This is a genomic window from Tropicimonas marinistellae (assembly GCF_001509585.1).
GTDB lineage: Bacteria > Pseudomonadota > Alphaproteobacteria > Rhodobacterales > Rhodobacteraceae > Tropicimonas > Tropicimonas marinistellae.
The window spans coordinates 53,689-78,456 of sequence record NZ_LNCI01000005.1 but is presented as its reverse complement, the minus strand read 5'-3'; the positions used below and the strand labels follow the sequence as shown (position 1 = coordinate 78,456).

The window sequence follows — 24,768 nt, the reverse complement described above, 5'->3', positions numbered from 1 at the left end:
GCCATTGTCCTATTCCGCCGGTTGCATCGTGGGCGCGCGTCGCCGAGACGGTGCACCGATACGCAGCCGTCTGTCGGTGAGCGAAATGAGCGCGGAGCATGCGATCAGCACCGCACCGGCCCACATCCACGGCACGCCGGGGTTGTAGTAGTAGCGCACGACGTGCCGCCCAGTGCCGTCTGGGTCGCCCAACACCGCGTAGAGATCCCCGTGCCAGAGCGAACGGATGCCCGCTTCCGTCGTCGGGCGCCCCTCGACGGGGTACCAGCGCCGCTCCGGCTGCAACGTCGCAACCGCCTGCCCCGCGCGCGTCACCTCGATCGTGGCGATTGTTGTCTGGTAGTTCGGTCCTTGCGCCTGACCGATCTCGGCAAGCGTGAAGGCATAGGGCCCCACCGCCATTTCCGTGCCGGGTGCGACCGAGCGGATCTCCTCCGCCTTCCAGACGGAGACGGCAACAACGCCAGCGGCGGCAAGGGCAAGCCCGGTGTGACCGAGATAGAGCCCCCAGGCGGACCGCGGCAGCCCCAGCAGCCGACGCAGAGCGACACTGGCGCGCACGCCGGGCACTCCAGCGCGCAGAGCCAGATCCTGCAACGTCGCCGTAGCGAGGAAAATCGCGACAAATGCGCCGAACAGACCAGCCGGATCGGCCTGCGTCAGTGTCAGGGCGAGCCCGATGGTCAGCGCGACACTCACGGTCATCGTAACTGCCGCCCGTCGCAGCACCACAGCGGGCCGCGCCCGTTTCCAGGATAGAAACGGCCCTACGCCCGCAGCCAGCATTGTTGCGCCGAAGAGCGGGAGGAACGTCTGGTTGAAATAGGGGGCGCCGACGGTGATCTTGTCCCCGGTCAGCAACTCCAACACCAGCGGGTAGAGCGTGCCCACGAAAACGACGCCCGTGGCTGCCGAGAGCAGCACGTTGTTGACCAGCAGGCCGCTCTCCCGCGACCAGAGCGCGAAGACACCACCTTCGCGCAACTCCCCTGCCCGCCAGGCAAAGAGCATTAGTGCCACGCCAATGTAGAGGCAGAGCAGGACGAGGATGAAAACGCCACGCGCCGGATCGGTGGCGAAAGCATGGACCGACGAAAGGATACCGGAACGCACGAGGAACGTGCCGATCAGGCTGAGCGAGAAGGTCAGGATCGCAAGCAGGATGGTCCATTGCAGCAGTGCGTTTCGCTTCTCCACCACGATGGCCGAATGCAGCAGTGCGGTGCCGATCAGCCATGGCATGAAGGAAGCGTTTTCCACCGGGTCCCAGAACCAGAATCCCCCCCAGCCTAGCTCGTAATAGGCCCACCAGGAGCCCAAGCCAATGCCGGCGGTGAGCCCAGACCACGCGATCAGCACCCACGGCCGCATCCAGCGCGCCCAGGCCGGGTCGACCCGGCCCGTGATGAGGGCGGCCAGTGCGAAAGCGAAGGCCGTCGAGAAGCCAACATAGCCCAGGTAAAGCAGTGGCGGATGAAAGGCGACGCCCGGATCCTGCAGCAGCGGGTTCATTCCGCGGCCGTCAAGCGGCGGGTTGTCCAACCGGATGAATGGGTTCGAGGTCAACAGTATGAACAGGTAGAAGCCAACACCGACGACCGCCTGCACGGCGAGAACCGTCGCCCTCATGGCGACCGGAATCATCCGCCCGAAGAGCGAGATCAGCACCCCGAACAGCGCCAGCATCAACACCCACAGCAGCATTGACCCTTCGTGATTGGCCCAGACGCCGGTGACCTTGTAGAGCATCGGCTTGCTGGAATGGGAGTTGAGAGCCACCGTCTCCAGCGAGAAATCCGACACGACATAGGCGCGGACAAGCGCCCCGAAGGCTACCGCAACAGCCAGAAACTGGATCTGCGCAGCTGTATCGGCCACACGCATCCCCGCAGCGGACGCATTACGTACCCCCCAGAGCGGAACAACGGATTGAACCAATGCCGCCGCAAGCGCCATCCAAAGGGCAAAGTGGCCGAACTCGGTGATCATGCTTGTGCCCTCTCGCTCTCGGCATCCTTCCCGGTAAACTGCCCGATCACGGCGGCGTCTTCGCCCAACAGCGGCAGCGGGAGCCGGCGGCGCAGCGCCGCCATGTCCGGCACGTAGAACTCCGACCGGTTGAGGAACTTCACCAACCCGCTCTTGCGAAGTTTGGTGAGGATTCGGCTGACAGTCTCCGCGTTGAGGCCAAGGTAGTCGGCGATATCCTCGCGCGACATGGGCAGCTGTACCGGCGCGGTGGCGCCGTCCGCCTGGGATGGGTGAAACGAAAGCTGCGCCAGGAAGAAGATAAGGCGTTCGGTGCTGTCCAGCCGGCCGAGCGTGATCAGATGCTGCGACGTTCGCACAAGCTGGGCGTGCAACAGATCCATCATCGCATGCATGAAGGTCGGGTCATGTGCGAGTTCGGCCGCACAGGGCGTGAAGTCGATCTCGCACACCTCGCAGGTATCCAGCGCCTCCAGCCAGTGCGGATTGCCTCCGTCGGCAAGCAGACCGCAGACCACATCGCTCGCCCCCGGCAGCGACACGATCTGCCGCCGACCGTCTTCGAGCACCGTGCAGATTGCCGCAGTGCCCCGGATAATGATCCAGAACTTGAGACAATTTCCACTCAGGCATTCGAGGCGATCGCCGCGAGCGATCTCGAATATCCGGGGCGAGACGCTGTCTTGGGCGGCCCGCGCAAATGCGCATAGCCTTGATTTGCAAGCGATACAGGACAACGCATGGTCCTTAAGGGCCTCGGTCTTTGATCGCTGCATGCCTGGCTGTTCCCGCTGGGTTTGTAAGGTTTGCGGCAACATCCACAGGTGGGCGCGCACTGTCTTTGCGCCAGATCAAGCCCGGAATACGTATCGCAAGTACATGTTTTGAAACGAGGGTTTTCTGACAAATGTCAGGGCGGCGGGTCCGCCGTCGCACATACCCTGACCCGGAATCGAATTCCGTTTTTCAGGGAGAGCACGCAGTGAGACGCCTATTTCTCGTTCTGTCGTTGCTCTTGGGCGCGGCAACGCTAGCTTCGGCCCAAGAGACACCAATGCAGGTCTCGGAAGAGCTTGCGGCCGAAAAGGGCTGTCTGTCTTGCCACGAGGGGATCGAGCGATTCACCGAAGGTGTGATGATGGACACCATCATGGCCTTCGGTGAAGACTACAACGACCCCGAGGGCTGCACGATGTGCCACGGCGGCACCGTCGGCGGCACGACCGCCGAACTTGCCCACGCTGGCGCGCACCCCGACATGATCGAGAACGGCGGGCCGGACATGTTCTTCCCCGATCCCGGCGCCGTTTGGATTGCCGACAAGACGTGCGGCCAGTCCGGCTGCCACGAGGGCTATGCCGACCGTCAGATCAAGTCGCTGATGAACACCGAAGCCGGTAAATTGCAGGGCAACCTGTGGTCCTGGGGTGTGATCGATACCCACCGCTCGGTCTACGGCAACTACGACCTGGTGGACGAGGACGGCAATGTGCCGAGCGTCGGCACCGAGGCCTACAAGGAATACATGGTCGCTTTCTCCGAGGCGCACCCCGACCAGATGCCCGACAGCATGGAGCAGGTGCCGGAAGTCGATGTTGACGCGATTTCCGAACACCCGAACCTCGCCGGCATCACCTACAGCCGCCAGCAGTGTCAGCGCTGCCACGTGGGCGTTACCGGCCGCGAGAAGCGCGGCGATTTCCGCGGCGCCGGCTGCTCCTCCTGCCACGTTCCCTATTCGAACGAAGGCTTCTACGAGGGCGGCGACCCGACGATTTCCAAGGATCAGCCCGGCAAACTCCTGACCCACCAATTGCAGGCGACCCGGAAATCCGTCGTGAAGCACGGCGATCTGGAATACTCCGGCATCCCATCGGAAACCTGCAACTCCTGCCACAACCGCGGCAAGCGGATCGGCGTGAGTTATCAGGGCATCATGGAGTTCCCCTACGGCTCGCCCTATGACGAGAAAGGTGGCAAGCAGCCCAAGCTGCACACCAAGAACTATCTCTACATCAAGGACGACCTGCATCACTCCGTGCAATCGCGCGACGGCAACCCGGAGGGCGGCATGCTCTGCCAGGATTGCCATACCTCGATCGACATGCACGGCGACGGTAACCTTCCCGGCACCACGCTCGCGCAGGTGGAAATCGAGTGCGAGGATTGCCACGGCACCGTCAGCAAGTACCCGTGGGAACTGCCGCTGGGTTACGGCGAGGAGTTCCAGACAGAACTCGCCGACACGCCGCGCGGCCTGTCCGAGGAGGCAGCCGACGAGACCATCATGTTCGCCACCGACTACGAGGCGAAAGATGGCTTCCTGTTGACCGCGCGCGGCAACCCGTTCGGCAACGTCGTCAAGGACGGTGACAAGGTGATGCTGCACTCGGCCTCTGGTCTCGATTTCGAGATCCCGGTGCTGAAGCAAATCGCCACCGATGGAACCTGGAAGAACCAGAACGCCCAGGTCGCCATGATGTCTGTCGGCAAGCACATGGAGAGCATGGAATGCTACGCCTGCCACGCCGACTGGGCACCGCAGTGCTATGGCTGCCACATCACCGTGGATTATTCCGAGGGCAAGACTGACGTCGACTGGATCGCGAACGCCAATGCGCGTGAACCGAACGGCCTGACGGCGGACAACGTTCTGGGAACCAACGGCCTGACCTCGGCTGGCAAGGTCTCCGAAACCCGCTCCTACCTGCGGTGGGAAGAGCCGACGCTGGGCATCAATGGCGAGGGTCGCGTATCTCCGCTGATGCCGGGCTGCCAGGTCATCACCACGGTCATCGACAAGGACGGCAACACGGTCGCCCATAACGAGACCTGGATGACCCCGGATGCCGGCGGCACCAAGGGCCTGGACCATGCCGCCGTGCAGCCGCACACCGCCGGCCGCGAGGCACGTAGCTGCGAAAGCTGCCACAACAATCCCAAGGCGCTTGGCTACGGGATCATGGGGGGCCGCTTCATGGCCGGCTATGACGATGGCTTCGTAGTGGATCTGGAAACCGCCTTCGGCGAAACCATCCCGCAGCAGCACCAGCTTCAGTCGCAGCCGGTCCCGAGCCTCGACCACGATCTTTCCCGGATCGTGACCGAAGACGGTGAACAGCTCGTGACGGTCGGGTCGCACTGGCCGCTGACCGGCCCGCTGCCGCAGGAGATGCGCGAGAAGATGGAGCGCACCGGCCTGTGCATGGGCTGTCACCAGAACATGACCGACGAGGCGCTCTGGGAGAAGGTCAACACGCCTGCCTTCGTGAACAACGAAGAACACCAGGATGTCATGGATCAGGCGATCCACTCCCTGGCCGAAACCGGCCGCAACTGACACCGGACGCCCCGGCCGCACACACGGCCGGGGCCTCCGCTCTCCAGACAGCCCCGAGACAAGGAGCCATATCCATGCGATCCGTTCTTCTCATCGCTTCTCTTGCGGCCACCGTCGTGGCTGGATCCTCCGCACTGGCACAAGGTGCCGGCTATTCCGCGGCCGATCTCCTCTCACCCTGCCAGGAGGCCGACAATGACGCCCGCTGGGGCGCTGCGGCCGAGGCCGAATGCGAACAGTACATCATGGGGTTCGTCGGTGCCCTGAAGGTGATCGACGCCAAGGCAGAACTCGGCATCTGCGCACCGGATCTAAACACGGCCGACGAGGTTCGCTGGGCTTTCATGCGGTGGGTCCACGGCTCCTACAGCCAGCGCACCAAGTTGCTTGCGAACGAAGCCCTGCTCGCCACGTTGCAGGAGAGCTTTCCCTGCGAATAGGCAGGAGGGCACACACAGACTCAACAGCCGGCGCGCCAATGGTTCGCCGGCTTTTGTTCGTACCTCGATGCCATCCAGTTCCCGTGCCGGTGCGACAGGTTAGCTCCCCAAGCGGACGTCCAGGCGCCCTCCCCGCGCGCTCAAGCGCGCGCCACGCCCAACCGGGCAAGGCGCGTCAGCGCTGCGCCCGGGCGGGAGCACTCCCGCCCACCGTGTGCCCATCGAAGATGGGCTTCGGCGGTTGGGCCGGGCCGCGCGCAAGCGCGCGGCGAACCCGCCCCAATCACGTACGAGAAGACGACAACCAACGATGCCTACAGCCGGTTCGCTTCCACTTCGTGCCGATTTGGCCCAGGTGACCATCCATGTACGCAGGAATTGCCCCTCGTCCGAACCGGACTCGCGCGGCTATGTCGGAACGACCCAGGATGCCAGTTTCCGGTCGATTGTCTTGCGCGAAACGCCCAGCCGCCGCGCGGCTTCCGACCTGTTGCCCTCGCACAGGTCCAGGACATGCAGGATATGCCGTTTCGTGACCAGATCGAGGTTCTCGATCGCCTCGGGTCCCTTGACCGTTCCGCCCCCCGCAAATTCCTCCGGAAACGCCCCGAGGATCACCGAGCGTTCGATCAGGTTCTTCAACTCTCGCACGTTCCCCGGCCAATGGTACCGCCGAAGCTTCAGGAGTGTGTCCTCGTCCAGATCAAGCGACGGCATCCCAAGCGTGTTCGAGTAATGCTCCATGAAATGCGCCGCCAGTTCGACGATGTCTTCCGATCGCTCGCGCAGCGGCGGGAGTTCCATGGTGATAACGTTTATGCGGTGGAACAGGTCCATTCGGAACCGCCCCTCCTCCACTGCCTGAGGAAGATCGGCATTGGTGGCGAAAAGAAACCGCAGATCGAGAGGGATCTCGCGCTCCGCCCCGACCGGCCGGACCTTCTTGTCCTCCAGGACCCGCAACAAGGCCGTTTGCAGCCGTTCCGGCATCTGCGCGACTTCGTCCAGAAAGAGCGTGCCACCGTCGGCCAGCAACATCAGCCCCGGCTTCAACCGCCCGCCCTCCTCCACGATGCCGAAGAGCTCCGTTGCGACGCGGTCGGGGTCTATTGCCGCGCAATTGACTGCCACAAACGGCGCGTTCGCCCGATCGGACATCTCGTGCAGATGACCGGCGGCAAGTTCCTTGCCGGTGCCGCTCGCGCCAAGAAACAACACCGGCGTCGGCAATGGCGCCAGTTTCTTCAACATGGAACGTACCGCCGTGAGCGCTTCGGATTTCCCCAGGAGCTTTCCACGCGCGTGCCGCGCATATAACTCCCGCCGAAGAAGCGCGTTTTCCCGGCGCAAGTACTTGCGATCCAGCGTCCGTTCGATTGCTCCGATAATCTGGTTCGCGCGGAAGGGCTTGAGCACGAAGTCTGCAACACCGGCGCGCAGCGCGCTGATGGCCGTCTCGAGATCGGCATAGGCCGTGATCAGGATGATATCTCCGTAGAATCCCTTTCGACGCTGCTCGTTGATCCAGTCGAGCCCCTTCATTCCCGGCATGATATTGTCGAGGATCACGAGGTCGAAGTGCTTCCCGTCCAGCTTTTCCGTCGCTTCCCGGGGCGAGCCGGCCTGCTCCACCCGCTTGACCCGGGACGCCAGCACTTTCGTGAGAAAGTTCCGCATGCCAGGCTCATCGTCGATCACGATGACGGACGCTCCGGAAAGCTTGCTTCCGAATTCGTCAGCAGTGCTGCCCGCCACCCTCTGTGTACTTGCCGTCATAGCTCTCTCGCCAGCTATTCCAACCGCACGTTCGGGCCGGAATACGTCTCCTGCGAGGAAAACCCCACATGGTTCAGCGCATACCACGCGCCGAAGGCGATCACGATCGCCGCCGCGAATCCTGCGAGCATCGCTTTCATTTCAGTCTCCCCTTGTCGCGGTCTTAAGATAGTCGATCAGGTCGGCCCTGTCGCCGTCGCCGGCAATGACCTGCATCGGCATTTTCGATCCCGGAATGTAGTGGTCGGGTCCATCGTCGAACAGCTGGTTTACCGTTTCCTCGGTCCAGACGATATCGGAGCCAAGCAGGGTCGACGAATAGGGGTACTCCGGCACCGTTCCAGCGGCCCGCCCGAACAACCCGTGCAACGTCGGTCCGGCCTTCCGGGACGGTCCCGGATCCAGCGCATGACAGATCGAGCATTTGCGCATGAACTGGCGTTCGCCATTGGGCATGCTCGCCGGCGCTTGCAGGAAGCTGCGTTGTTGTCCCATTGCCGGATCGAATTCGTCGAGCAGAGCGACAGGCCAGGAATACACCACATCGTCCAGCCCGCCGGCGTGGACCACAGAACCGTCCGACGAATAGGCGAGCGCCCAGACAGGCCCTTGCCGCGTCGCGCGGAAATCCCGCGCGATCCGCCAGTCCGCCGTGTCGAGGATCATGATGTAACCGTGGCCATCGCCGACCGCGATCTGACCCGACTCAGCATGATGGACCATTGCGAGGATCGGGCGGCGCTCAAGCGTGAAATCGGCAATCTGCGCCCCGGTCTCCGCGTCGATCACCCGCGTTCCGCCGTCCACGGCGCCATAAGCGACCCACCCGTCTCCGACAACAAGGCAATTGATTCCAAAACCGTGCCGCGCCAACGCCACCGGCGCGCTGCCGTCGGGATCATAGCGCAGCAGAACGCCGTCCGTCGTGCTGGCAAAGAGGCGCGCACCGCTCCGGTCGAACGCGACATCGTTGACGCCGGCTCCCGGCGCCGGAAGCTCGCGCGGTTCGCCTTCGTCGAGCGGCCAGATGAGGATGGTTCCGTCCCAACTGCCGCTGGCAACCGAATGCCCGTCGGGCGCAACCGCGACGCCCGTAACCTTGCCCAGATGCCTGCCCAGCAGCTTGGGATCGTCGCCCCACAGCCGCACGGCAAAGTCGTCGCCACCCGTCGCGAGCGTGCCGTTCGGACCGAATGCTATGGCCGTTACCGCAGCATCGTGCCCCTCCAGCCAGGTTGGATCTGCACCGTTCCAGACACCGACCGAATTGTCGAAACTCGCCGTCGCGACTTCGCCGGAGGGCGCGACCGCGATTCCCATGATCGGGCCTCCGTGCCCCTTCAACGTCTGGAACTCCTGCGCCGAGAGGCCCCCGGCACAGACCGTCACAACCAAGGCTGCGACATGCTTGGACAGCCTATTCCGCCGGACTGGCCGCACCGTCCCGCGCCTTCACCTCGTCGAGCCAGAGCGAATGGTGCTCGCGTGCCCATTGCTCCTCCACGTATCCGGTGCCCATGGCATCGAACGCGCCCTCCATCCCGAGCGTGCCGATGTAGATGTGGCCGATGATCATCGCAATGAAGAGGAAGGCGAAGCCGGCATGGACGAGCTGGGTATATTGCATTTCTTCTTGCGGGGAGAGCGCAACGGGAAGGTCGGCAATCCCAAACCAGGACAACACGCCGAGGCCGTTGATCCACGCGAAGATATCGCCGAACACCTCGACGCGGAATGGCAGGAGCAGGCTAAACCCGGTCGCCACCACACCAATCGACATGAGCATCACCGACCAGAAGATGATCTTCTGCCCGGCGTTGAACTTGCCGGCAGGCGGATGAATGGAATCGTCGAAAAGCCCGCCCATGACCGTAAGCCATTTGACGTCGTTCCAGTTCGGGATATTGAAACGCACCCATTTGAGGAAGATCAGCAGAACGCCGAGCATGAAGGCGAAACTCACGTTGTTGTGGACGAGTTTCGACCAGTAAGCGAGTGTCGCATGGGCCTCCTTGCCCATGACCGCGATCAGGTAGGGTCGCCCGTACATGGAAATCAATCCGGTCACCGCCAGCAGGATGAAGGATCCGGCGGTCATCCAGTGGGCAAACCGGTCGATATTGCCGAACCGCAGGACCTTGCGCCCGGTTTTTTCGCCGGCGATCGGCACGCGGCCGCGGGTGAGGTAGAAGAAGGCCAGCACACCGATCATGCCGAGGAGGAGCCATCCCCCCCATTTGCCGACGCGGGCGTCGCGGAGCGTGAGCCAGCTCATGCCGCCGTCCTGGATCAGCACGTCGGCCGCCGGGCCACGTGAGGTCGCGCTGGTGTTCGCCGATCCGTAGCGCAATGCGCGCCACATCTCGGCATCGGAGACGCCGCCCAGCGTTCCGAGTTGCGCGTTCGCAGCTGCTGCGCTGTTGGGATCACCCGTCGCTCCGCTGCGGAACGTATCGTCGATGTTCAGCCCTCGCTGGCGCGCCATGATGTCCTCACGGGTCTGCGCACCGCCCGTTGCTTCCCGAGCTTCAGCGAGTTGTGTCTCGTCTACGCCATCCGGATCGGGCGCGCGCAGCGAAAACACAAGCGCGGCGATCACGACGACCAGTATCAGTGCCAGAAATGCGCCGAACCCGGAATTTCGATTACTCATCGTATCTTACCCGACCCTTGCAAGGGATTAGATGTGCCTTTGCCAAACCACCGGGACTTGGTGCCCCGGTGGCTTGCGGTTCATGAGGTTACAGGGCCGCGGCCATTGGGACTTGAAGCCCGATGGCCGCGAAACCTGTCAGCCGCCCTTCTGGTCGTAGGCGGTGCCCCACCCCCAGGCGCCGGAGCCGAAGCCGCGCGCCACCACACGTTCGCGGTAGATCGCGGAGACGACGTCACCGTCGCCCGCCAACAGCGCCTTGGTCGAGCACATCTCGGCGCAAAGCGGCAGCTTGCCCTCTGCGATCCGATTGCGGCCGTACTTGGAGAATTCCGCGTTGGAATGGGTCTCCTCGGGACCGCCGGCGCAGAAGGTGCATTTGTCCATCTTGCCGCGCGAGCCGAAGTTGCCCGCCTGCGGATATTGCGGCGCGCCGAAGGGGCACGCGTAGAAGCAATAGCCGCAGCCAATGCAGAGGTCCTTGGAGTGGAGCACCACCCCTTCCTCGTTCTGGTAGAAGCAATCCACCGGGCAGACCGCCATACACGGCGCATCCGAGCAATGCATGCAGGCCACCGAGATCGACCGTTCGCCGGGCTGACCATCCTGGATGGTCACCACGCGGCGGCGGTTGATGCCCCATGGCACCTCATGCTCGTTCTTGCAGGCCGTGACGCAGGCGTTGCACTCGATGCAGCGCTCGGCGTCGCAGAGAAATTTCGCTCTTGCCATTCTCTATCTCCTTACGCTGGCATGATCTTGCAGAGGGTCGCCTTGGTCTCCTGCATCTGGGTGACCGAGTCGTAACCATAGGTCTGCGCGGTATTGGTCGATTCCCCGAGAACGTATGGATCCGCTCCATCCGGATACTTCGACCTCTGGTCTTCGCCCTGGAAATGGCCGCCGAAGTGGAACGGCATGAAGGCAACGCCCTCGCCAACCCGCTGCGTGACCATCGCCATGACCTTGACCTTGCCGCCCTCGGGCCCTTCGACCCAGACCTGTGCGCCGTCCCGCACGCCAAGGTTGTTGGCGTCCCTTGGGTTGATCTCGACGAACATGTCCTGCTGCAACTCGGCCAGCCATGGGTTGGAACGAGTTTCGTCGCCCCCGCCCTCGTATTCGACGAGGCGTCCCGAGGTGAGGATGATCGGATAGTCCTTGCTGAAATCCTGCTTCTGGATCGAGGCATACATCGTCGGCAGACGATAGAACTTCCGGTCCTCGTAGGTCGGGTAGTCGGCCACGAGATCGCGGCGGTTGGTGTAGAGCGGCTCGCGGTGTATCGGGATCGGATCCGGGAACGTCCAGACCACTGCCCGCGCCTTCGCGTTACCGAAGGGTGCGCACCCGTGCTCGATGGCAACCCGCTGGATACCGCCCGAAAGGTCGGTCTTCCAGTTGGTCTTCTCGGCCGCCACAGCGTCGATAGCCGCGCGCTCGTCTTCCGTGAGGTCACCGTCCCAGCCGAGGTCCATCAGCATCTGCATGGTGAATTCCGGATACCCGTCCTGGATCTCCGACCCCACCGAGTAGACGCCGTCCGCCAGAAGGTTCTGGCCCTCACGCTCCACGCCGAAGCGCGCACGGAAGGTGAGACCACCTTCAGCGACAGGCTTGGACATGTCGTAGAGGTTCGGTGTACCCGGATGGCCCATCTCCGCCGTGCCCCAGCAAGGCCATGGCAGACCGTAGAAGTCGCCATCCGCCGGACCGCCAACCGCCTGCAAAGTCGTGCGGTCGAAGGTGTGCTGGTTTTCCATGTGGAGTTTCAACCGCTCCGGCGACTGGCCGGTATACCCCACCGTCCACATGCCGCGATTGATCTCGCGCAGCGTGTCTTCGATGTTCGGCGTTATGCCGTCATCCTCCAGGGCGATGTTGCGGAAGATCCTGTCATGGAATCCGAACTTCTGCGAGAACAGGCCAATAATCTCGTGATCGGTCTTGGACTCGAAGAGCGGTTCGACAACCTTCTCGCGCCACTGGATGGAACGGTTGGAGGCCGTGACGGACCCGTAGGTCTCGAACTGCGTACATGCCGGCAGCAGGTAAACGCCGTCGGTCCGGTCATGAAGCACGGCAGACACAGTGGGATACGGGTCGATCACGACCAGCATGTCCAGCATCTCCATGGCCTTCTTCATCTCGGTCATCCGAGTCTGGGAGTTTGGCGCGTGGCCCCAGAGCACCATGGCCCGAACCTTGTCGGGGTTGTCCATGTTCGCCGGGTCTTCCAGCACACCGTCGATCCAGCGGCTGACCGGGATGCCGGTGAGGTTCTGGAGCGACTTCTCCTTGCCGTCGGCGCCCGTGGTCTTGGCGAATTGTGCCGCCAGCCACTCCGGGTCCTCTTCCCAGACGCGTGCCCAGTGGCCCCAGGCACCGGCCGAAAGGCCATAATAGCCGGGCAGTGTATGGCTGAGCACGCCCAGGTCCGTCGCGCCCTGCACGTTGTCATGGCCACGGAAAATGTTGGTGCCACCGCCGGACGCGCCCATGTTGCCGAGCGCGAGCTGCAGCACGCAATAAGCCCGGGTGTTGTTGTTGCCGTTGGTATGTTGGGTGCCGCCCATGCACCAGATCACCGTGCCGGGCCGGTTGTTGGCCATGGTCCGCGCCACGCGACGCAGCTGGCTGCCGGGCACGCCGGTAACGCGCTCCGTCTCCTCGGGTGTCCAGCGGGCCACTTCCTCGCGGATCTGGTCCATGCCCCAGACACGGGTACGGATGAACTCCTTGTCCTCCCAGCCATTGTCGAAGATGTGCCAGAGAATACCCCAGATCAGGCCCACGTCGCTGCCGGGCCGGAAGCGGACATATTCGTCGGCATGGGCGGCGGTGCGGGTGAAACGTGGATCGCAGACGATCAGCGGGGCATTGTTGGTCTCCTTGGCGCGCAGCACGTGCAACAGGGAGACGGGATGCGCCTCGGCCGGGTTGCCGCCGATAATGAAGATCGCCTTGGAGTTGTGGATGTCGTTGTAGGAATTGGTCATGGCGCCGTAGCCCCATGTGTTCGCAACCCCGGCAACAGTGGTGGAGTGACAGATCCGGGCCTGGTGATCCACGTTGTTCGTGCCCCAGTAGGCGGCGAACTTGCGGAACAGGTAGGCCTGCTCATTGTTGTGCTTGGCCGAGCCGAGCCAGTAGACGCTGTCAGGCCCGCTCTCGTCGCGGATCGTCATCATCTGGTCGCCGATCTCGTTGATCGCCTCTTCCCAGGAAATGCGCTTCCACTCGCCGCCCTCTTTCTTCATCGGGTACTTGAGCCGGCGTTCACCGTGCGCGTGTTCGCGCACCGCCGCGCCCTTCGCACAATGTGCGCCGAGGTTGAACGGGCTGTCCCAACCGGGCTCCTGCCCGATCCAGACACCGTCGGACACTTCGGCGACGACCGTACAGCCGACCGAACAATGGGTGCAGACGGATTTCTTGAGTTCCACGGGCCGCGGGGTGGCGGTCTGAGCCGTGGCCTGGGTGACGGTGCCGCCTGTTGCGGCGATGGCCGAGAGGCCCCCGATTGCCAGTCCGGATCCGCGCAGGAACGCGCGGCGATCGACGGAGGCATTTGCGGCCTCGGTCAGGAGGGTGGTCCGCTGGGGGCGTCTCGCAACCCCGTTGGTCTTCTTCCTCAACATGGTTTCACTCCCTTGCTTGCTCGGGCCACTGCCCCGCTCGCTTGGATTATCGTTGATGGCACGGGCGGTCGGGCGTCACGCAACCAGTTGCTCGTAGCCGGGTCGGCACCGTCCGGTCAGAACCGGGCGCTGCTGTAATAGGCGCGGGTATGCGCGGTATCCTGCATCTTCTCCAATGACAGGTCGGGTTCGGCCGCTTCGGCCCCGGTCGTGCCCGCCGCCACGGCGATGGCGGCCACTGGCGCGGTCGTCCCGGCCAGTTTCAGGAAATCGCGGCGACTCGCGGTCTCCTCGGTTTTCCGTGTCATGGATACGTCTCCTCCCTTGGTTGTTTGGCGGCGCGCCGCCTTGGGCTTGCGGGTTTCACGCCGCGCTCATCCGGAAGGCTTCCGCCTCGATCTCCATGAAGATCCGGCCGACCGTGCCGACCGGCGCATAGAAGACCGAGTTCTTCGCACCCTCCAAATCCGTGAAGAAATGCCCGGCCCAGGGCCCGACATGCTTGTTGAAGAAATCTTTCTGCGTTGACAGGTTCGCAGGATTGCCGAAGCGCCCCACGATCATGGCTCCCATCATTTCCATCAGGCTCGCGATACCGTCTTCGGGCTCGAACACGTTCTCCGAACGTGCCATGCCGCGCGCCACCATGTCCCGGCGCAACGCCGCCAGCGGCTTTTCGTTGAGAAAGCCGGTGAGGTAGTAACTCGCGTAGGGCAGCAACTCGCCGCGGCCCAGCCCAATGAAAAGGCGCCCGAATTCGCTCTCGGCTTTCTTGGGTTTCGTCACCTTCGCAATCCGCGCCAGCGCGTCGATCGCCTGCCCCAGCTCGCTGCTTTCACCGGTCAACCCGGCGGTTTGCTGCAACAACGTCTCATCGGGGGGCGCAGACAGAATCGCGCCGAGGAAATTGTAGAGATCCGCCCGCAGCCGGTCCTCCGCCGCAATGTTCTGCTCCAAGACTGCGTCCATCCCCTTATTGTCCATCATCCTGCGGCCTCGAAGCGAAAGCGCATCCGTCGGGACGCGGGCGGCAGTAATCCGGCATCGTCATCTGTCATCTCGTTCACGAAGGCGTCTTGCGCCTGCCGCTCTTGGGGCGCTTCCCCTGGGCGAAAATCAGGCACGGATGTCTCCGTGCCGCTCTCGTCTCCGCCGGCATCCTCCGGCGCATCTTCCTCCAGCGCCAACGCCTGCCCGCCGGTCGCGGCGGGTGGCACGTCTTCCGCGGCCTCGGGCTCGGTCTCATTCACCACGCGGTCGAACATCCCTTTCCCGACCTGGTAAACCGTCTGAAGGTTTTCCACGACGGTGGCCGCATCGGTGAAATCTTCGCCGTAATCGACAAGACCATCCAGGTTGGCAAGCGTCGGGTTCAACGTCCACAGCCGACGCAACGCCCTCGCCCGCAACCGCTGCGGCACGGCCTCGGCGATGAATGCCCGGACCTCTTGCGCGCTCTCAAGCATTTCGGGTTCCGCGAGCCCAAGCTCAGCAAGGATCTCGTCGTCGTCCCGATCCGCGAATTCCGATTCCAACGCGTCGGCACGCGCAGCGTCAGCCGCGATTTCGTCGGCGCGGCCCTCGGCCTCCACAGCGGCCTTGCGTCGGCTCCAGAAATCCCGAGCGCTCATTGCAGACGCCTCCGCTTGAGCGCCGGCGAAGCGTAGACATCGGCTGGCTTGCCGATGCGCGGATCGCCGATGCCATCGTCCTTCAGGTCGATCCGAGCCTTGTCGCGCTTCCGCTTCACGAAGACCTCGTCCTCGTGGAACATGTCCACGAACTCCCGAACCCAGGCAGTCAGACCCCGGGTCATGGGCACTTTCTCGACGATCTCTTCGCCACTGTCGGTGTAATCCTGGGCTTCGTAGGGCGATGCCGTCGCCAGAAGCACTTCGATCGGCCATTCTCCGGACGTCTCGCGCAGAACGACGTAGATGCTCGGCACCGCGGCGGTCAGCCCGTGGAGGTATGCCTCGGTTTCCGCGCCGTGGAGTTCGAGCGGCACGGTTGCGGCGTGGAATTCTACGGTATCGCCGTCTCGGCGGAGTTCGCGCCACGATGCAGAAGCGGCACCGGGCAGCACGGATGTCGCGGTCCAGTTCCACGACGCCCATCGCGTGACGCCGGGTGAGCGTCGAACAACCACGCCAAGTGGCATGGTCCGATACTGACTCGGATTGTTGTACACGCGGCTTCGTCCTCCCACCTCAGAGTGGGACAGCAACCGCCGCCGCGGAAAGACTTTTCTCAACGAAACGCACGACTTTCGGGCGAAGAGGACATTTTGCCCGCAACGAATGGCACCAAATGCCCCACAGGGACGAAATGTCCAATCCGAGTGTTTTTGTGCGGATTTTCCTCACTCAGTGAACGCGAATCAATTCGGCCCCTGCGGCCACAACGTGGCCTTCCCATTGTGGGACTCCGTCGACGCAAAACCGGTTGTCGTCCGTCGCGAATCACGGCTAGGCTAGCTGCGCAATGCAGCCAGGCTTGGGGTCAAATACCCTGCCGCGCCACTGGAGGAACGATGCCCAAGACGTTGATAACATGCGATTGCCTGGGCTCTTCACCAATCGATGCAGACAGCCTTTCCGAGGCCACCGGACTGGAAGTCAAACGGCCCTGCACGGCGCTTTGCACCACGCAGATCGACCGCGCTGCTACAGCATTGACAAACGGCGATGCAATTTTTTGTTGCGAGCAGGAGGCCCGGGTTTTCGACGAGTTGGCATTGGAATTGAACGTTGATCCGGCGCCGAAGCTGGACCTGCGCGACCGGGCGGGTTGGAGCGCCGACACCGCCTCTGCGTTGCCCAAAATGTCCGCGCTCGTCGCCGAGTCGCTGCTTCCTGCTGCACCGGACAAGACCATCGACATCGTTTCCGAAGGGCTTTGTCTCATCATCGGCGCGCCGGATGTCGCGCTGTCGGCCGCAGACCAGTTGAAGGATCATCTTGGCGTTACAGTCCTTCTGGAGACCGCTTTCGACCTTCCGACCACGCGCGACTTCGACGTCATCGTCGGTCGTCTGCGGCGCGCAAGCGGGGCGTTGGGGCAGTTTCACGTCGTGATCGATGCCCTACAGCAAATTGAACCGGGCGGGCGCGGTGTGCATTCGCTCTCTGCGCCGCGCGACGGTGGGCAATCGGAATGCGACATTATCCTAGATCTGCGCGGCGGACCGGCGCTCTTCCCGGCGCCGGAGAAACGCGAAGGCTACCTGCGCGCGGATCCGGGACATCCGGCTGCGGTGGCGGCGGCTGTGCTGGCCGCCTCGCATCTTACCGGAACGTTCGAGAAACCGCTCTACGTGCGCACCGAGCCGCTCCTTTGTGCACATTCCCGCGCCGAACAGACGGGTTGCACGCGGTGTCTCGACCTCTGTCCCACGGGTGCAATCACGCCCAACGGAGATTACGTCACGGTCGATCCCATGGTTTGCGCCGGATGCGGCGCCTGTTCGGCTGCCTGCCCGTCCGGCGCGATCTCTTACGACGCCCCGGCGGTCGACCTGACGTTCCGCCGGATCCAGACGCTCGCCAAGGCCTTTCTGGACGCCGGCGGCACCGCGCCACGCCTGCTGGTGCATGACGGCCACGGGCAGGAGATGGTCCAGCTTGCCGCCCGCTACGGCCGCGGTTTGCCCGCCGATGTCATCCCGCTGAACGTCCCGTCGATTGGCACTTTCGGCCATGCGGAGGCCGTTGCCGCGCTTGCCGCCGGTTTCGCCTCCGTGACGCTCATGCCCGGGCCGGGCGCGGACCGGGACGCGATGGAAGCGCAACTCGCGCTGGCGCGCGCGATTGCCGGAGAGGAGAAGGTCAGACTGTTTGACACCTCCGACCCCGAGGCGATGTCCGATGCGCTCTATGCCGAGGTGGCCCCGGCACCGCTTGAAACCCCCGTTCGCCCCATGGGCACGCGGCGGCAGATTGCACGGCAGGCCGCGAAGGCACTCCATCCCGGCAAGGAGACGATCCCACTGCCCGAGGGCGCACCCTATGGCGCGGTGCTCGTGGATACGGATGCCTGCACTCTCTGCCTTTCCTGCGTCTCGCTCTGCCCATCTGGTGCGCTTGGCGACAATCCGGACCTGCCGCAGCTTCGTTTCCAGGAGGATGCCTGCCTGCAATGCGGTCTCTGCGCGAGGGTCTGCCCGGAGGATGCCATCGCCTACGCACCGCAAATGAACCTGTCGGACAGTGCTTTGCGGCAGGAGATCCTCAACGAGGAAGAGCCGTTCAACTGTATCGAATGCGGCGCCCCGTTTGGCGTGAAATCCACGATCGACCGGATCACCGCCCAGCTTGAGAGCCATTCGATGTTCGCAGGCGGCGACAAGTTGCGCATGATCCAGATGTGCGACAATTGCCGGGTGAATGCCCAGTTCCATTCGGACGACAACCCGTTCACCCTCGGCTCCCGGCCCCGCCCGAGAACGACTGCGGACTACATCAAGAAACGCCGCGATCACTGATGCTGCAAGGGTGCCCCAAGATCCGCGGCCTCCATCGCCGCGACATACGCCACGACGGCTTCAACCTCTTCGAGAGAGAGGCGTATGGGGGCAATGGGCGGCGGGCGATTGTCCGGGAAGGGCGGCGTGACGTTCTCGACAATTGTAAAAGCCGGGTGCGGATTGAGCGCGAAGAAGGCCGCGAAGCGGTCCTGCCAGTCAGACAGGCTGCGAAGCACCGAGAAGCTCGGCGTCGACCCGATGCCCGCCATCCGCGTCTCGTCGTCGACGCTGTGGCACCGGATGCACTTCTGCCGCGATACGCGCTGGCCGAGCGCGGCATCCCCGTCAAGTGTAACGACCACCGCCTCGGCCTCCTGTGCCGTTGGCGGGGCAAAAAGCGCCTCGCCCTCAGGCGCGAAGCCGATGACCGTTCGCTGTCCGACGTCGGATTGCAGCCAGTCGGAGAACCGCGTGGGCGGGCCGTCGTCCGAAGCGCGCATTTCCAGGTGCCACACCTGCCCCGCCCCTTCGAAGAGCGGTATTCCGGTGGAGCCCAGCACGATGTCCGCTTGGTCCGGCGTGTCGACGAGTTCGACCCGGATCTGTGTCTTGAGCGAGAATCTCGGAAGGATATGCCGCATCAGCCCCGTATCAACGAGCGTTTCCGGTGCGTGAAGGCGCACCTTACGTTCCTGCGCCATCGCTTTGACTGGCGGCAGGAAAAGCAGAATGATCAAGATCAGAACACGCATTCCCATGGGTCAGCTTAGGTCCCCGCGGTTCTGCACGTCAATCTAGTGAGAGGAAGAAGGTCATGAGCGACGACTTCAACATGTCGATGAGAAAGTTCCTGAAACAGGTCGGTGTCACATCCCAGCAGGCCATAGAAGACGCACTGCGCGGCACGGACTCGGACGGAAAGAGTTTCAAGGTAAAGGCTGTTGTGACCATCGAGGAGTTGGGAATGGTTCACGAGGTGTCCGGCGAAATCTCGGGTCGGGGGTAGTCGGTGACAGCCGATAGAGAGACGGTGCTTGCAGCACTCAAGCGTATCGCCGATCCGGTTGCCGGTACCGACATCGTCGCCAGCGGAATCGTGCGGGCGTTGAACGTGGCCCCGGACGGAGCGGTTCGGTTCGTGCTCGAGGTCGCGCCGAAGAATGCGGAGGCCTACGCCGGTACCAAGGCGGAGGCCGAGGCGGCGCTTGGCGCGTTGGATGGGGTCTCGGCGGTGTCGATCGTCATGACCGGCCATACGGAGAAGGCGCCGCCGGATCTGCGCCCGCAGCGGCCAGCCGAAGCGAAGGGGCCCGAGAAGATCCCGGGTGTCGCCCACATCGTGGCCATTGCCAGCGGCAAGGGCGGTGTCGGGAAATCCACCGTCGCCGCCAACCTCGCCTGCACCCTCGCGCAGATGGGGCGGCGTGTGGGGCTGCTGGATGCCGATGTCTACGGGCCATCGCAGCCCCGTATGCTGGGCGTTTCGGGCCGCCCGGCCAGCCCGGATGGCAAGACGATCCTGCCACTGCGCAACCACGGCGTCACCATGATGTCCATCGGGCTCATGACCAACGAGGACCAGGCGGTGGTCTGGCGCGGGCCGATGCTGATGGGCGCCTTGCAGCAGATGATGATGCAGGTGCAATGGGGCGCGCTGGACGTGTTGCTCGTCGACCTGCCCCCGGGCACCGGCGACGTGCAGATGACCCTGAGCCAGAAAGCGCAGGTGGACGGGGCGATCATCGTCTCCACCCCGCAGGACGTGGCGCTACTGGACGCGCGCAAGGGAATCGACATGTTCCGGCAACTGAACGTGCCCATCCTGGGGATGATCGAGAACATGAGCACCCACATCTGTTCCCAATGCGGGCACGAGGAGCATGTGTTCGGCCATGGTGGCGTCGCTGCGGAGGCCGAGAAGCTTGGCGTTCCGCTGCTGTCCGAAATCCCGCTGGACCTTCAGATCCGGTTGGCGGGGGACGGCGGCGCACCGATTGTCGTGAGCCAGCCCGACAGCGCCCAGGCGCGCGCGTTTTCGGATATCGCCCGGCAGATGATCGACGCGGAGGTTGCATGACATCGACCGAGACCGCGGAGCTGACATTTCCGCCGCTGCTGTGGGGCGAGGCCACCCGCGACGACGTGATGGACCACGCCGTTATGCGGGCCACGCTGGGTTGTGAGGCGGGGCTGATCGCCCACAACGTTCAAGCGTCAATCATGCAGGCGGCGTTGGTTCTGACCCCAGACGTGCCGCTGGCGCGTGCAATGGCGATGTTGCCGCTCTGCGGTGTAAGTCTCCAGAATGCCCTGGGGGCGCTCGCCCCGCCCGAGGTCGCGGTGCATCTGGATTGGCACGGCGGCATCCGGATAAACGGCGCGCGTTGTGGCGGTTTCGATGTCCGCGCGGCCACCGATGATCCCGAAGTCGTACCGGACTGGATGGTGGTCGGATTCACCCTGCCGCTGTTACCCGGCAGCGACGATCCCGGGGAAACCCCGGATCAAACAGCACTCTATGCCGAGGGCTGCGCCGATGTATCCGCCCCCCATCTTCTGGAAGCCTGGGCACGCCACACGCTGAACTGGATCGCCCGCTGGGAATCCGAGGGGCCGCGGGCGCTTCATTCCGAATGGCGAGGGCTGGCACACGGAATTGGTGAGGATGTCACCTTTGAAGGGCGGTCCGGCACGTTTCTCGGCGTGGACGAAGACTTCGGCATGTTGCTGCGCGATACCGAAACGACCCAAGTCATACCCCTCACCTATCTGTTGGAGACGAGCCAATGAAACTCGCCCGGGCGATCCACTTCGACGAGAGCGACCAGCGTGTCTATGCCGTCCCTGCCCGCACTGGCGAGTGGTGCATCTCCGGCGGGTTCGAGTTTTCCAACTGGACCGAAGGCGACCTGACCGGAAAGGCACGCCAGGCCTTCGCGAACGGCTGGTTCGGCCTTGAAACCGGCGGCCGCGCGACCTTTGTCGCGGTCACGACACTCGAACCGGCCGAGTTGGAAACGCTGACCGATCTGCTGGCCGCGCATTTCGTGACCTTCTACGGAGCGCCATCGGCGGAGGCCGCGCATCCGGTGGCGGCAGAGGAGATCACCCATATGGCCGACCTCTGCGAAGACCATGACCCCAATACGCTGCTGACCGTGGCGCGCGAACTGACGCCGGCAGGGGTACGGGAGGCCTATCGCGTGATCAAACCCGATGACGCAGGGCTCGATCAATTCGCCATTCACGGCTCGCTGGAATAGAGAAGAAGCAGGTCCGGCCCATGGCGTGAAGCCGTGGCTGCGCGCGGCGCATGGTCGGTCCGCGGGGCGGCGGCAGGCCTTCCGGACGGCAGAGCTTTATCCCTCCACCCCGAAAATCCTGGTAGCATTGCGCCGACGGCACCTAACCGCCGGCCCGACGGAGCGGACCGGCGATGCGCGGTGGCCAGACGGCATTGTGCCGCGCGGGAAAGCGGCTATTGGGCCGCGACAGCCTGCACCTGCGCCGCGTTGAAGACAAACAGCGTTTCGCCACCGATCTTGTAGGTGTCGATCAGGCCCTTGGCCTTGTCCGAGGTCAGCCAGCCCTCCAGTTTCATCGCCAGGTCATTCTTGACATGGCCATGCCGCTCCGGATTGACCGGAAGAAAGGCGTATTGATTGAAGAGCACCGGGTCGCCCGAATAGAGCAGCGCCAGGTCGCCCTTGTTGCCGAAATTCAGCCAGCTGGCCCGATCCGACAGGATGTAGGCGTCCATCCCCGCAGCGGTGTTGAGGGCAGCTCCCATCCCGGCGCCCACGGCATTGTACCACTTGCCGAAACCTTCGGCGTCCAGTCCGGCATTGCCCCAGAGGTTGAGTTCCTTCTTGTGGGTCCCGCTATCGTCGCCCCGGCTCACGAACGTGGCTTCGACGGCGGCGATCTTTTGCAGGCTGTCGACCGCGCTCTCGGCGGTGCCGATCTGCGCCGGATCGGAGGCCGGGCCGATGACGACGAAGTCGTTGTACATGATCTCGCGACGATGGGTTCCGAACCCCTCTTCGACGAAAGCCTCCTCGGCGGCGCGGGAATGCACAAGTATGGCGTCCACGTCCCCCGCGCGCCCCAGTTTCAGCGCCTGACCGGTGCCGACAACCAGCAATTGAACCTCCAGGTCGAGGTCGGTCTGGATCTCCGGCAGAAGGACATCCGCAAGACCCGAGTTGTGAAACGACGTGGTCACGGCCATCTTCATGACATCCGCCGCTTGTGCGGCGCTGCCGAGCGCAAGCGCCAGGACGACGCCCATCAAATTCCTAATCATTCTACGATTTCCCCGTTGATAAATGCCCGTGCCTGCGGCGTTCCGGGCCGTGTGAAGAACTCGGCCGCCGGGCCGAATTCGTGAACCTTTCCATGAAGCAGAAAGGCAACCTCGTCGGCCATCCGGCGCGCTTGTCCCATGTCGTGCGTCGAAAGGATCAGGCGTGTGCCATGCTCCCTGGCCGTGACGAGTATCTCCTCGATCTCCCGCATCGCCCGACCATCGAGCGACGCGCACGGTTCATCCAGAAACAGCAGTTCCGGCTCGATAATGAGCGCTCGCGCCAACGCGAGTTTCTGCTGCTCGCCCCCGGACAGGACGGGCGCCTGCCGGTCCAGCATGCCACCCAGGCCGACCCTTTCGGCCCAGTCCCCGGCCGTCTTCAGCGCCTCGCGCCGCCGGGCACCCCGGATTCGAAGCGGATAGGCGAGGTTTTCGCGCACCGTGCGCCGGAGCATGACCGGGCGCTGGAACACGAAGGCCTGCGCCCGCCTCGCCTGTGGCGTCGGGCAGGCCCAGTCGATGCTGCCGTGCGTCAGGCGCGCGGCGCCATGCATCATCCTCAGCAGCGATGTCTTGCCCGACCCATTGGGCCCGATGACGACGCAGACACCGCCGCCATTCAGTGTCAGATCCACGGGTCCGACCAGAATCTGCCCCCGCCGGGCCGTTGCCGCGCCATTCAGAACAACGGGAAAAAGCCCACTCACCACTTGGCCTCCCGTTCGGTCCGGCTCAGCCAGTGGATCGTCAGGCTGACGGAAATCGCCAGGGCGATCAGCACGAAGCCAAGCGCCAGTGCCAACGCGAAATCACCCTTTCCGGTCTCCAGCGCGATGGCGGTTGTCAACACGCGGGTCGCGTGGTCGATATTGCCGCCGACCACCATAATCGCCCCGACCTCGCCGATTGCCCGCCCGAAACCGGCAAGCGCCGCGGTCAGCAATGCCCGGCGCGCGTCCCACAGCAGCGTGTGAATTTTCTGCCATTGGGTGACGTTCAGAGAAATCAGCAGGTCGTGGTATTCTTCCCAGAGATCACGCAAGGCCTGGTGCGATATGCTGGCGATCAGCGGAACGACAATGATGACCTGTGCGATCACCATCGCGGTCGGCGTAAAGAGCAGACCGAATACGCCCAGTGGCCCTGAGCGGGAGAGAAATACGTAGACGACGAGCCCCACCACCACAGGTGGCAGGCCCATGAGTGCGTTCAAAACGGCTATGACAAACCGGCGCCAGCGAAATCGCTTGACCGCCAGCAATGCGGCCAGCGGCATCGCGATTATGCTGGCGATACCGAGCGCCGAGAGCGACACCCGCAAGGACCGCATGGCGATCTCGACCAACTCCGAATCCAATGTTGCGACCAGCCAGAATGCCTGGACCAGACCGCTCCAAAGATCGACCATATGTCGATCCTCCTCCCTCTTCCGTGCAGAGGCTGGCACTCAGCTTCCGGCAATGCCAGCACATTCTCTGTTGACGCGACGCAAACGACAAATCGTCTCGCGATCTGGTACACCAAATACCTGAAATGGACAGTTTGTCCGTGGATATTTTGGATCGAATTGGCGTGTTTGCGGCTCAGGAGCAGGCGCGCATTACGCAATGCCCGACACAGATTCGCCGTCGTCATCCGGCATTGACTGGGAAAGACACCAGGAAACCACCTGCTCGACATTGTCCGGCAACCGATGCGCAAGGCCGGCAGCGAACCCTTCAAAGGCATCGAGGCTTCCCGGGTTCACGGCCAGCAGGACCGGAATACCGCGCGTCAGTGCTTCACCCACGACCGGGCGGAATCCACGCCCGTCGATCTCCTGCTTTCCGAACTTGTTCACGATCAATAGGTCCGGGTCGGTCTCAAGGGCCGCCGCAACCAACCCGACAGCGCGTTCCAGCCCATCCGGGTCCAGCCGACACCCCTTTGACAGCGCTCCAAGGTCCTGGCTGATACGGATCACAGTTCGGCCGGTCAGCACGTGGAGATCCATGTGGCATTTCTTTTCCGGATCGGTCTCGTGATTGACCTGCACGGCGCCCGCAACGCTCAGCCCCCGCGACTGAAGCCGCTTCGCAACCTCCCGCATCAGGGCGTCGGCTGCCCCGCGCCCATCCGTCACCAGATACCCCAGCATGGCTCTTCCCTTGCATGT

General features: G+C 63.6%; 23 protein-coding genes and 1 pseudogene. 7 read left to right on the top strand and 17 right to left on the bottom strand.

Annotated elements, in window-relative coordinates; translation table 11 throughout:
- Positions 1–9: 9 nt before the first annotated feature.
- Positions 10–1,989, bottom strand: a complete 1,980-nt coding sequence (locus ARC39_RS11565) for a heme lyase CcmF/NrfE family subunit (RefSeq protein ID WP_068114598.1) — start codon at positions 1,987–1,989, stop codon at positions 10–12.
- On the bottom strand, positions 1,986–2,765 hold the full coding sequence (locus ARC39_RS11560) for a Crp/Fnr family transcriptional regulator (RefSeq protein ID WP_068114596.1): 780 nt from the start codon (positions 2,763–2,765) through the stop codon (positions 1,986–1,988). Before ARC39_RS11560 ends, ARC39_RS11565 begins: the two co-directional genes overlap by 4 nt.
- A 278-nt stretch (positions 2,766–3,043) precedes the next feature.
- Between ARC39_RS11560 and ARC39_RS11555 the strand changes: the two genes are divergently transcribed.
- Together ARC39_RS11555 and ARC39_RS11550 are read left to right on the top strand one after the other, a co-directional pair.
- Complete coding sequence (locus ARC39_RS11555) at positions 3,044–5,329, top strand: hypothetical protein (protein ID WP_201455746.1); 2,286 nt, start codon at positions 3,044–3,046, stop codon at positions 5,327–5,329.
- 74 nt (positions 5,330–5,403) lie between these two features.
- The gene (locus ARC39_RS11550; protein WP_068114593.1) at positions 5,404–5,769 is read left to right on the top strand and encodes a Rap1a/Tai family immunity protein; all 366 of its coding nucleotides are present in this window, start codon (positions 5,404–5,406) and stop codon (positions 5,767–5,769) included.
- Between the two features lie 408 nt (positions 5,770–6,177).
- Here ARC39_RS11550 and ARC39_RS11545 read toward each other — a convergent pair whose 3' ends face one another.
- The 10 genes and pseudogenes from ARC39_RS11545 to ARC39_RS11505 all read right to left on the bottom strand — a co-directional run bounded on the left by ARC39_RS11545 (position 6,178) and on the right by ARC39_RS11505 (position 16,000).
- Positions 6,178–7,545 carry a sigma-54-dependent transcriptional regulator gene (locus tag ARC39_RS11545; RefSeq protein ID WP_068114590.1) on the bottom strand — a complete coding sequence of 456 codons (1,368 nt, stop codon included), beginning with the start codon at positions 7,543–7,545 and terminating at the stop codon, positions 6,178–6,180.
- A 14-nt stretch (positions 7,546–7,559) separates the two neighbouring features.
- Entirely contained in the window at positions 7,560–7,685 is a 126-nt protein-coding gene (locus ARC39_RS26395) for a hypothetical protein (protein WP_268874336.1), read from the bottom strand.
- Between the two features lies 1 nt (position 7,686).
- Entirely contained in the window at positions 7,687–8,865 is a 1,179-nt protein-coding gene (locus tag ARC39_RS11540; RefSeq protein ID WP_438273263.1) for a c-type cytochrome, read from the bottom strand.
- A 97-nt stretch (positions 8,866–8,962) separates the two neighbouring features.
- Positions 8,963–10,198 (bottom strand): formate dehydrogenase subunit gamma, encoded by a 1,236-nt coding sequence (locus tag ARC39_RS11535; RefSeq protein WP_068114589.1) that lies wholly within the window; start codon positions 10,196–10,198, stop codon positions 8,963–8,965.
- Positions 10,199–10,336: 138 nt separating this feature from the next.
- On the bottom strand, positions 10,337–10,930 hold the full coding sequence (gene fdh3B / locus ARC39_RS11530) for a formate dehydrogenase FDH3 subunit beta (protein ID WP_068114587.1): 594 nt from the start codon (positions 10,928–10,930) through the stop codon (positions 10,337–10,339).
- 11 nt (positions 10,931–10,941) lie between these two features.
- Positions 10,942–13,839 carry a formate dehydrogenase subunit alpha gene (locus ARC39_RS11525; protein WP_068114586.1) on the bottom strand — a complete coding sequence of 966 codons (2,898 nt, stop codon included), beginning with the start codon at positions 13,837–13,839 and terminating at the stop codon, positions 10,942–10,944.
- A gap of 116 nt (positions 13,840–13,955) precedes the next feature.
- Positions 13,956–14,147 (bottom strand): twin-arginine translocation pathway signal protein, encoded by a 192-nt coding sequence (locus ARC39_RS11520; protein ID WP_068114583.1) that lies wholly within the window; start codon positions 14,145–14,147, stop codon positions 13,956–13,958.
- 55 nt (positions 14,148–14,202) lie between these two features.
- Positions 14,203–14,808 carry a TorD/DmsD family molecular chaperone gene (locus ARC39_RS11515; RefSeq protein ID WP_149866418.1) on the bottom strand — a complete coding sequence of 202 codons (606 nt, stop codon included), beginning with the start codon at positions 14,806–14,808 and terminating at the stop codon, positions 14,203–14,205.
- A gap of 14 nt (positions 14,809–14,822) precedes the next feature.
- A pseudogene (locus tag ARC39_RS11510) lies at positions 14,823–15,488 on the bottom strand (DUF3306 domain-containing protein); the annotation flags it as partial.
- A complete protein-coding gene (locus tag ARC39_RS11505) occupies positions 15,467–16,000 on the bottom strand; it encodes a DUF3305 domain-containing protein (RefSeq protein ID WP_068114578.1) in 534 nt (177 codons plus the stop codon). The pseudogene ARC39_RS11510 and the gene ARC39_RS11505, both read right to left, overlap by 22 nt.
- Before the next feature lie 372 nt (positions 16,001–16,372).
- Between ARC39_RS11505 and ARC39_RS11500 the strand changes: the two genes are divergently transcribed.
- Positions 16,373–18,322 carry a 4Fe-4S binding protein gene (locus tag ARC39_RS11500; RefSeq protein WP_068114576.1) on the top strand — a complete coding sequence of 650 codons (1,950 nt, stop codon included), beginning with the start codon at positions 16,373–16,375 and terminating at the stop codon, positions 18,320–18,322.
- Here ARC39_RS11500 and ARC39_RS11495 read toward each other — a convergent pair.
- Complete coding sequence (locus tag ARC39_RS11495; RefSeq protein ID WP_236545245.1) at positions 18,316–19,056, bottom strand: c-type cytochrome; 741 nt, start codon at positions 19,054–19,056, stop codon at positions 18,316–18,318. The genes ARC39_RS11500 and ARC39_RS11495 overlap by 7 nt on opposite strands.
- Positions 19,057–19,118: 62 nt before the next feature.
- Between ARC39_RS11495 and ARC39_RS11490 the strand changes: the two genes are divergently transcribed.
- From ARC39_RS11490 to ARC39_RS11475, 4 genes are read left to right on the top strand one after another with little or no spacing between them, the layout of a single operon-like run.
- Positions 19,119–19,310, top strand: a complete 192-nt coding sequence (locus tag ARC39_RS11490) for a DUF6494 family protein (RefSeq protein ID WP_068114572.1) — start codon at positions 19,119–19,121, stop codon at positions 19,308–19,310.
- 3 nt (positions 19,311–19,313) lie between these two features.
- A complete protein-coding gene (locus ARC39_RS11485; RefSeq protein ID WP_068114571.1) occupies positions 19,314–20,381 on the top strand; it encodes an Mrp/NBP35 family ATP-binding protein in 1,068 nt (355 codons plus the stop codon).
- Positions 20,378–21,094, top strand: coding sequence for a biotin/lipoate--protein ligase family protein (locus tag ARC39_RS11480; protein WP_068114568.1), 717 nt, complete (start codon positions 20,378–20,380; stop codon positions 21,092–21,094). The genes ARC39_RS11485 and ARC39_RS11480 overlap by 4 nt, the downstream gene beginning before the upstream one ends.
- Entirely contained in the window at positions 21,091–21,567 is a 477-nt protein-coding gene (locus ARC39_RS11475) for a DUF6505 family protein (RefSeq protein WP_068114567.1), read from the top strand. The genes ARC39_RS11480 and ARC39_RS11475 overlap by 4 nt, the downstream gene beginning before the upstream one ends.
- Before the next feature lie 215 nt (positions 21,568–21,782).
- On the opposite strand, the gene ARC39_RS11470 is transcribed toward ARC39_RS11475, so the two are convergent.
- From ARC39_RS11470 to ARC39_RS11455, 4 genes are all read right to left on the bottom strand, one after another.
- The gene (locus ARC39_RS11470; protein ID WP_068114565.1) at positions 21,783–22,610 is read right to left on the bottom strand and encodes an ABC transporter substrate-binding protein; all 828 of its coding nucleotides are present in this window, start codon (positions 22,608–22,610) and stop codon (positions 21,783–21,785) included.
- A complete protein-coding gene (locus ARC39_RS11465) occupies positions 22,607–23,320 on the bottom strand; it encodes an ATP-binding cassette domain-containing protein (protein WP_068115160.1) in 714 nt (237 codons plus the stop codon). The genes ARC39_RS11470 and ARC39_RS11465 overlap by 4 nt, the downstream gene beginning before the upstream one ends.
- Entirely contained in the window at positions 23,317–24,021 is a 705-nt protein-coding gene (locus ARC39_RS11460) for an ABC transporter permease (protein ID WP_068114562.1), read from the bottom strand. Before ARC39_RS11460 ends, ARC39_RS11465 begins: the two co-directional genes overlap by 4 nt.
- A 192-nt stretch (positions 24,022–24,213) precedes the next feature.
- Positions 24,214–24,750, bottom strand: coding sequence for a DUF2478 domain-containing protein (locus ARC39_RS11455; protein ID WP_068114560.1), 537 nt, complete (start codon positions 24,748–24,750; stop codon positions 24,214–24,216).
- Positions 24,751–24,768 lie beyond the last annotated feature (18 nt).

Excerpts from the sequence above, each read along its gene's own strand:
- ARC39_RS11565 (WP_068114598.1), bottom strand. The coding sequence starts at position 1,989 with ATGATCACCGAGTTCGGCCACTTTGCCCTTTGGATGGCGCTTGCGGCG.
- ARC39_RS11560 (WP_068114596.1), bottom strand. The coding sequence starts at position 2,765 with ATGCAGCGATCAAAGACCGAGGCCCTTAAGGACCATGCGTTGTCCTGT.
- ARC39_RS11555 (WP_201455746.1), top strand. The coding sequence starts at position 3,044 with ATGCAGGTCTCGGAAGAGCTTGCGGCCGAAAAGGGCTGTCTGTCTTGC.
- ARC39_RS11550 (WP_068114593.1), top strand. The coding sequence starts at position 5,404 with ATGCGATCCGTTCTTCTCATCGCTTCTCTTGCGGCCACCGTCGTGGCT.
- ARC39_RS11545 (WP_068114590.1), bottom strand. The coding sequence starts at position 7,545 with ATGACGGCAAGTACACAGAGGGTGGCGGGCAGCACTGCTGACGAATTC.
- ARC39_RS26395 (WP_268874336.1), bottom strand. The coding sequence starts at position 7,685 with ATGAAAGCGATGCTCGCAGGATTCGCGGCGGCGATCGTGATCGCCTTC.
- ARC39_RS11540 (WP_438273263.1), bottom strand. The coding sequence starts at position 8,865 with ATGGGAATCGCGGTCGCGCCCTCCGGCGAAGTCGCGACGGCGAGTTTC.
- ARC39_RS11535 (WP_068114589.1), bottom strand. The coding sequence starts at position 10,198 with ATGAGTAATCGAAATTCCGGGTTCGGCGCATTTCTGGCACTGATACTG.
- fdh3B (WP_068114587.1), bottom strand. The coding sequence starts at position 10,930 with ATGGCAAGAGCGAAATTTCTCTGCGACGCCGAGCGCTGCATCGAGTGC.
- ARC39_RS11525 (WP_068114586.1), bottom strand. The coding sequence starts at position 13,839 with ATGTTGAGGAAGAAGACCAACGGGGTTGCGAGACGCCCCCAGCGGACC.
- ARC39_RS11520 (WP_068114583.1), bottom strand. The coding sequence starts at position 14,147 with ATGACACGGAAAACCGAGGAGACCGCGAGTCGCCGCGATTTCCTGAAA.
- ARC39_RS11515 (WP_149866418.1), bottom strand. The coding sequence starts at position 14,808 with ATGGACGCAGTCTTGGAGCAGAACATTGCGGCGGAGGACCGGCTGCGG.
- ARC39_RS11505 (WP_068114578.1), bottom strand. The coding sequence starts at position 16,000 with ATGCCACTTGGCGTGGTTGTTCGACGCTCACCCGGCGTCACGCGATGG.
- ARC39_RS11500 (WP_068114576.1), top strand. The coding sequence starts at position 16,373 with ATGCCCAAGACGTTGATAACATGCGATTGCCTGGGCTCTTCACCAATC.
- ARC39_RS11495 (WP_236545245.1), bottom strand. The coding sequence starts at position 19,056 with ATGCGTGTTCTGATCTTGATCATTCTGCTTTTCCTGCCGCCAGTCAAA.
- ARC39_RS11490 (WP_068114572.1), top strand. The coding sequence starts at position 19,119 with ATGAGCGACGACTTCAACATGTCGATGAGAAAGTTCCTGAAACAGGTC.
- ARC39_RS11480 (WP_068114568.1), top strand. The coding sequence starts at position 20,378 with ATGACATCGACCGAGACCGCGGAGCTGACATTTCCGCCGCTGCTGTGG.
- ARC39_RS11475 (WP_068114567.1), top strand. The coding sequence starts at position 21,091 with ATGAAACTCGCCCGGGCGATCCACTTCGACGAGAGCGACCAGCGTGTC.
- ARC39_RS11470 (WP_068114565.1), bottom strand. The coding sequence starts at position 22,610 with ATGATTAGGAATTTGATGGGCGTCGTCCTGGCGCTTGCGCTCGGCAGC.
- ARC39_RS11460 (WP_068114562.1), bottom strand. The coding sequence starts at position 24,021 with ATGGTCGATCTTTGGAGCGGTCTGGTCCAGGCATTCTGGCTGGTCGCA.
- ARC39_RS11455 (WP_068114560.1), bottom strand. The coding sequence starts at position 24,750 with ATGCTGGGGTATCTGGTGACGGATGGGCGCGGGGCAGCCGACGCCCTG.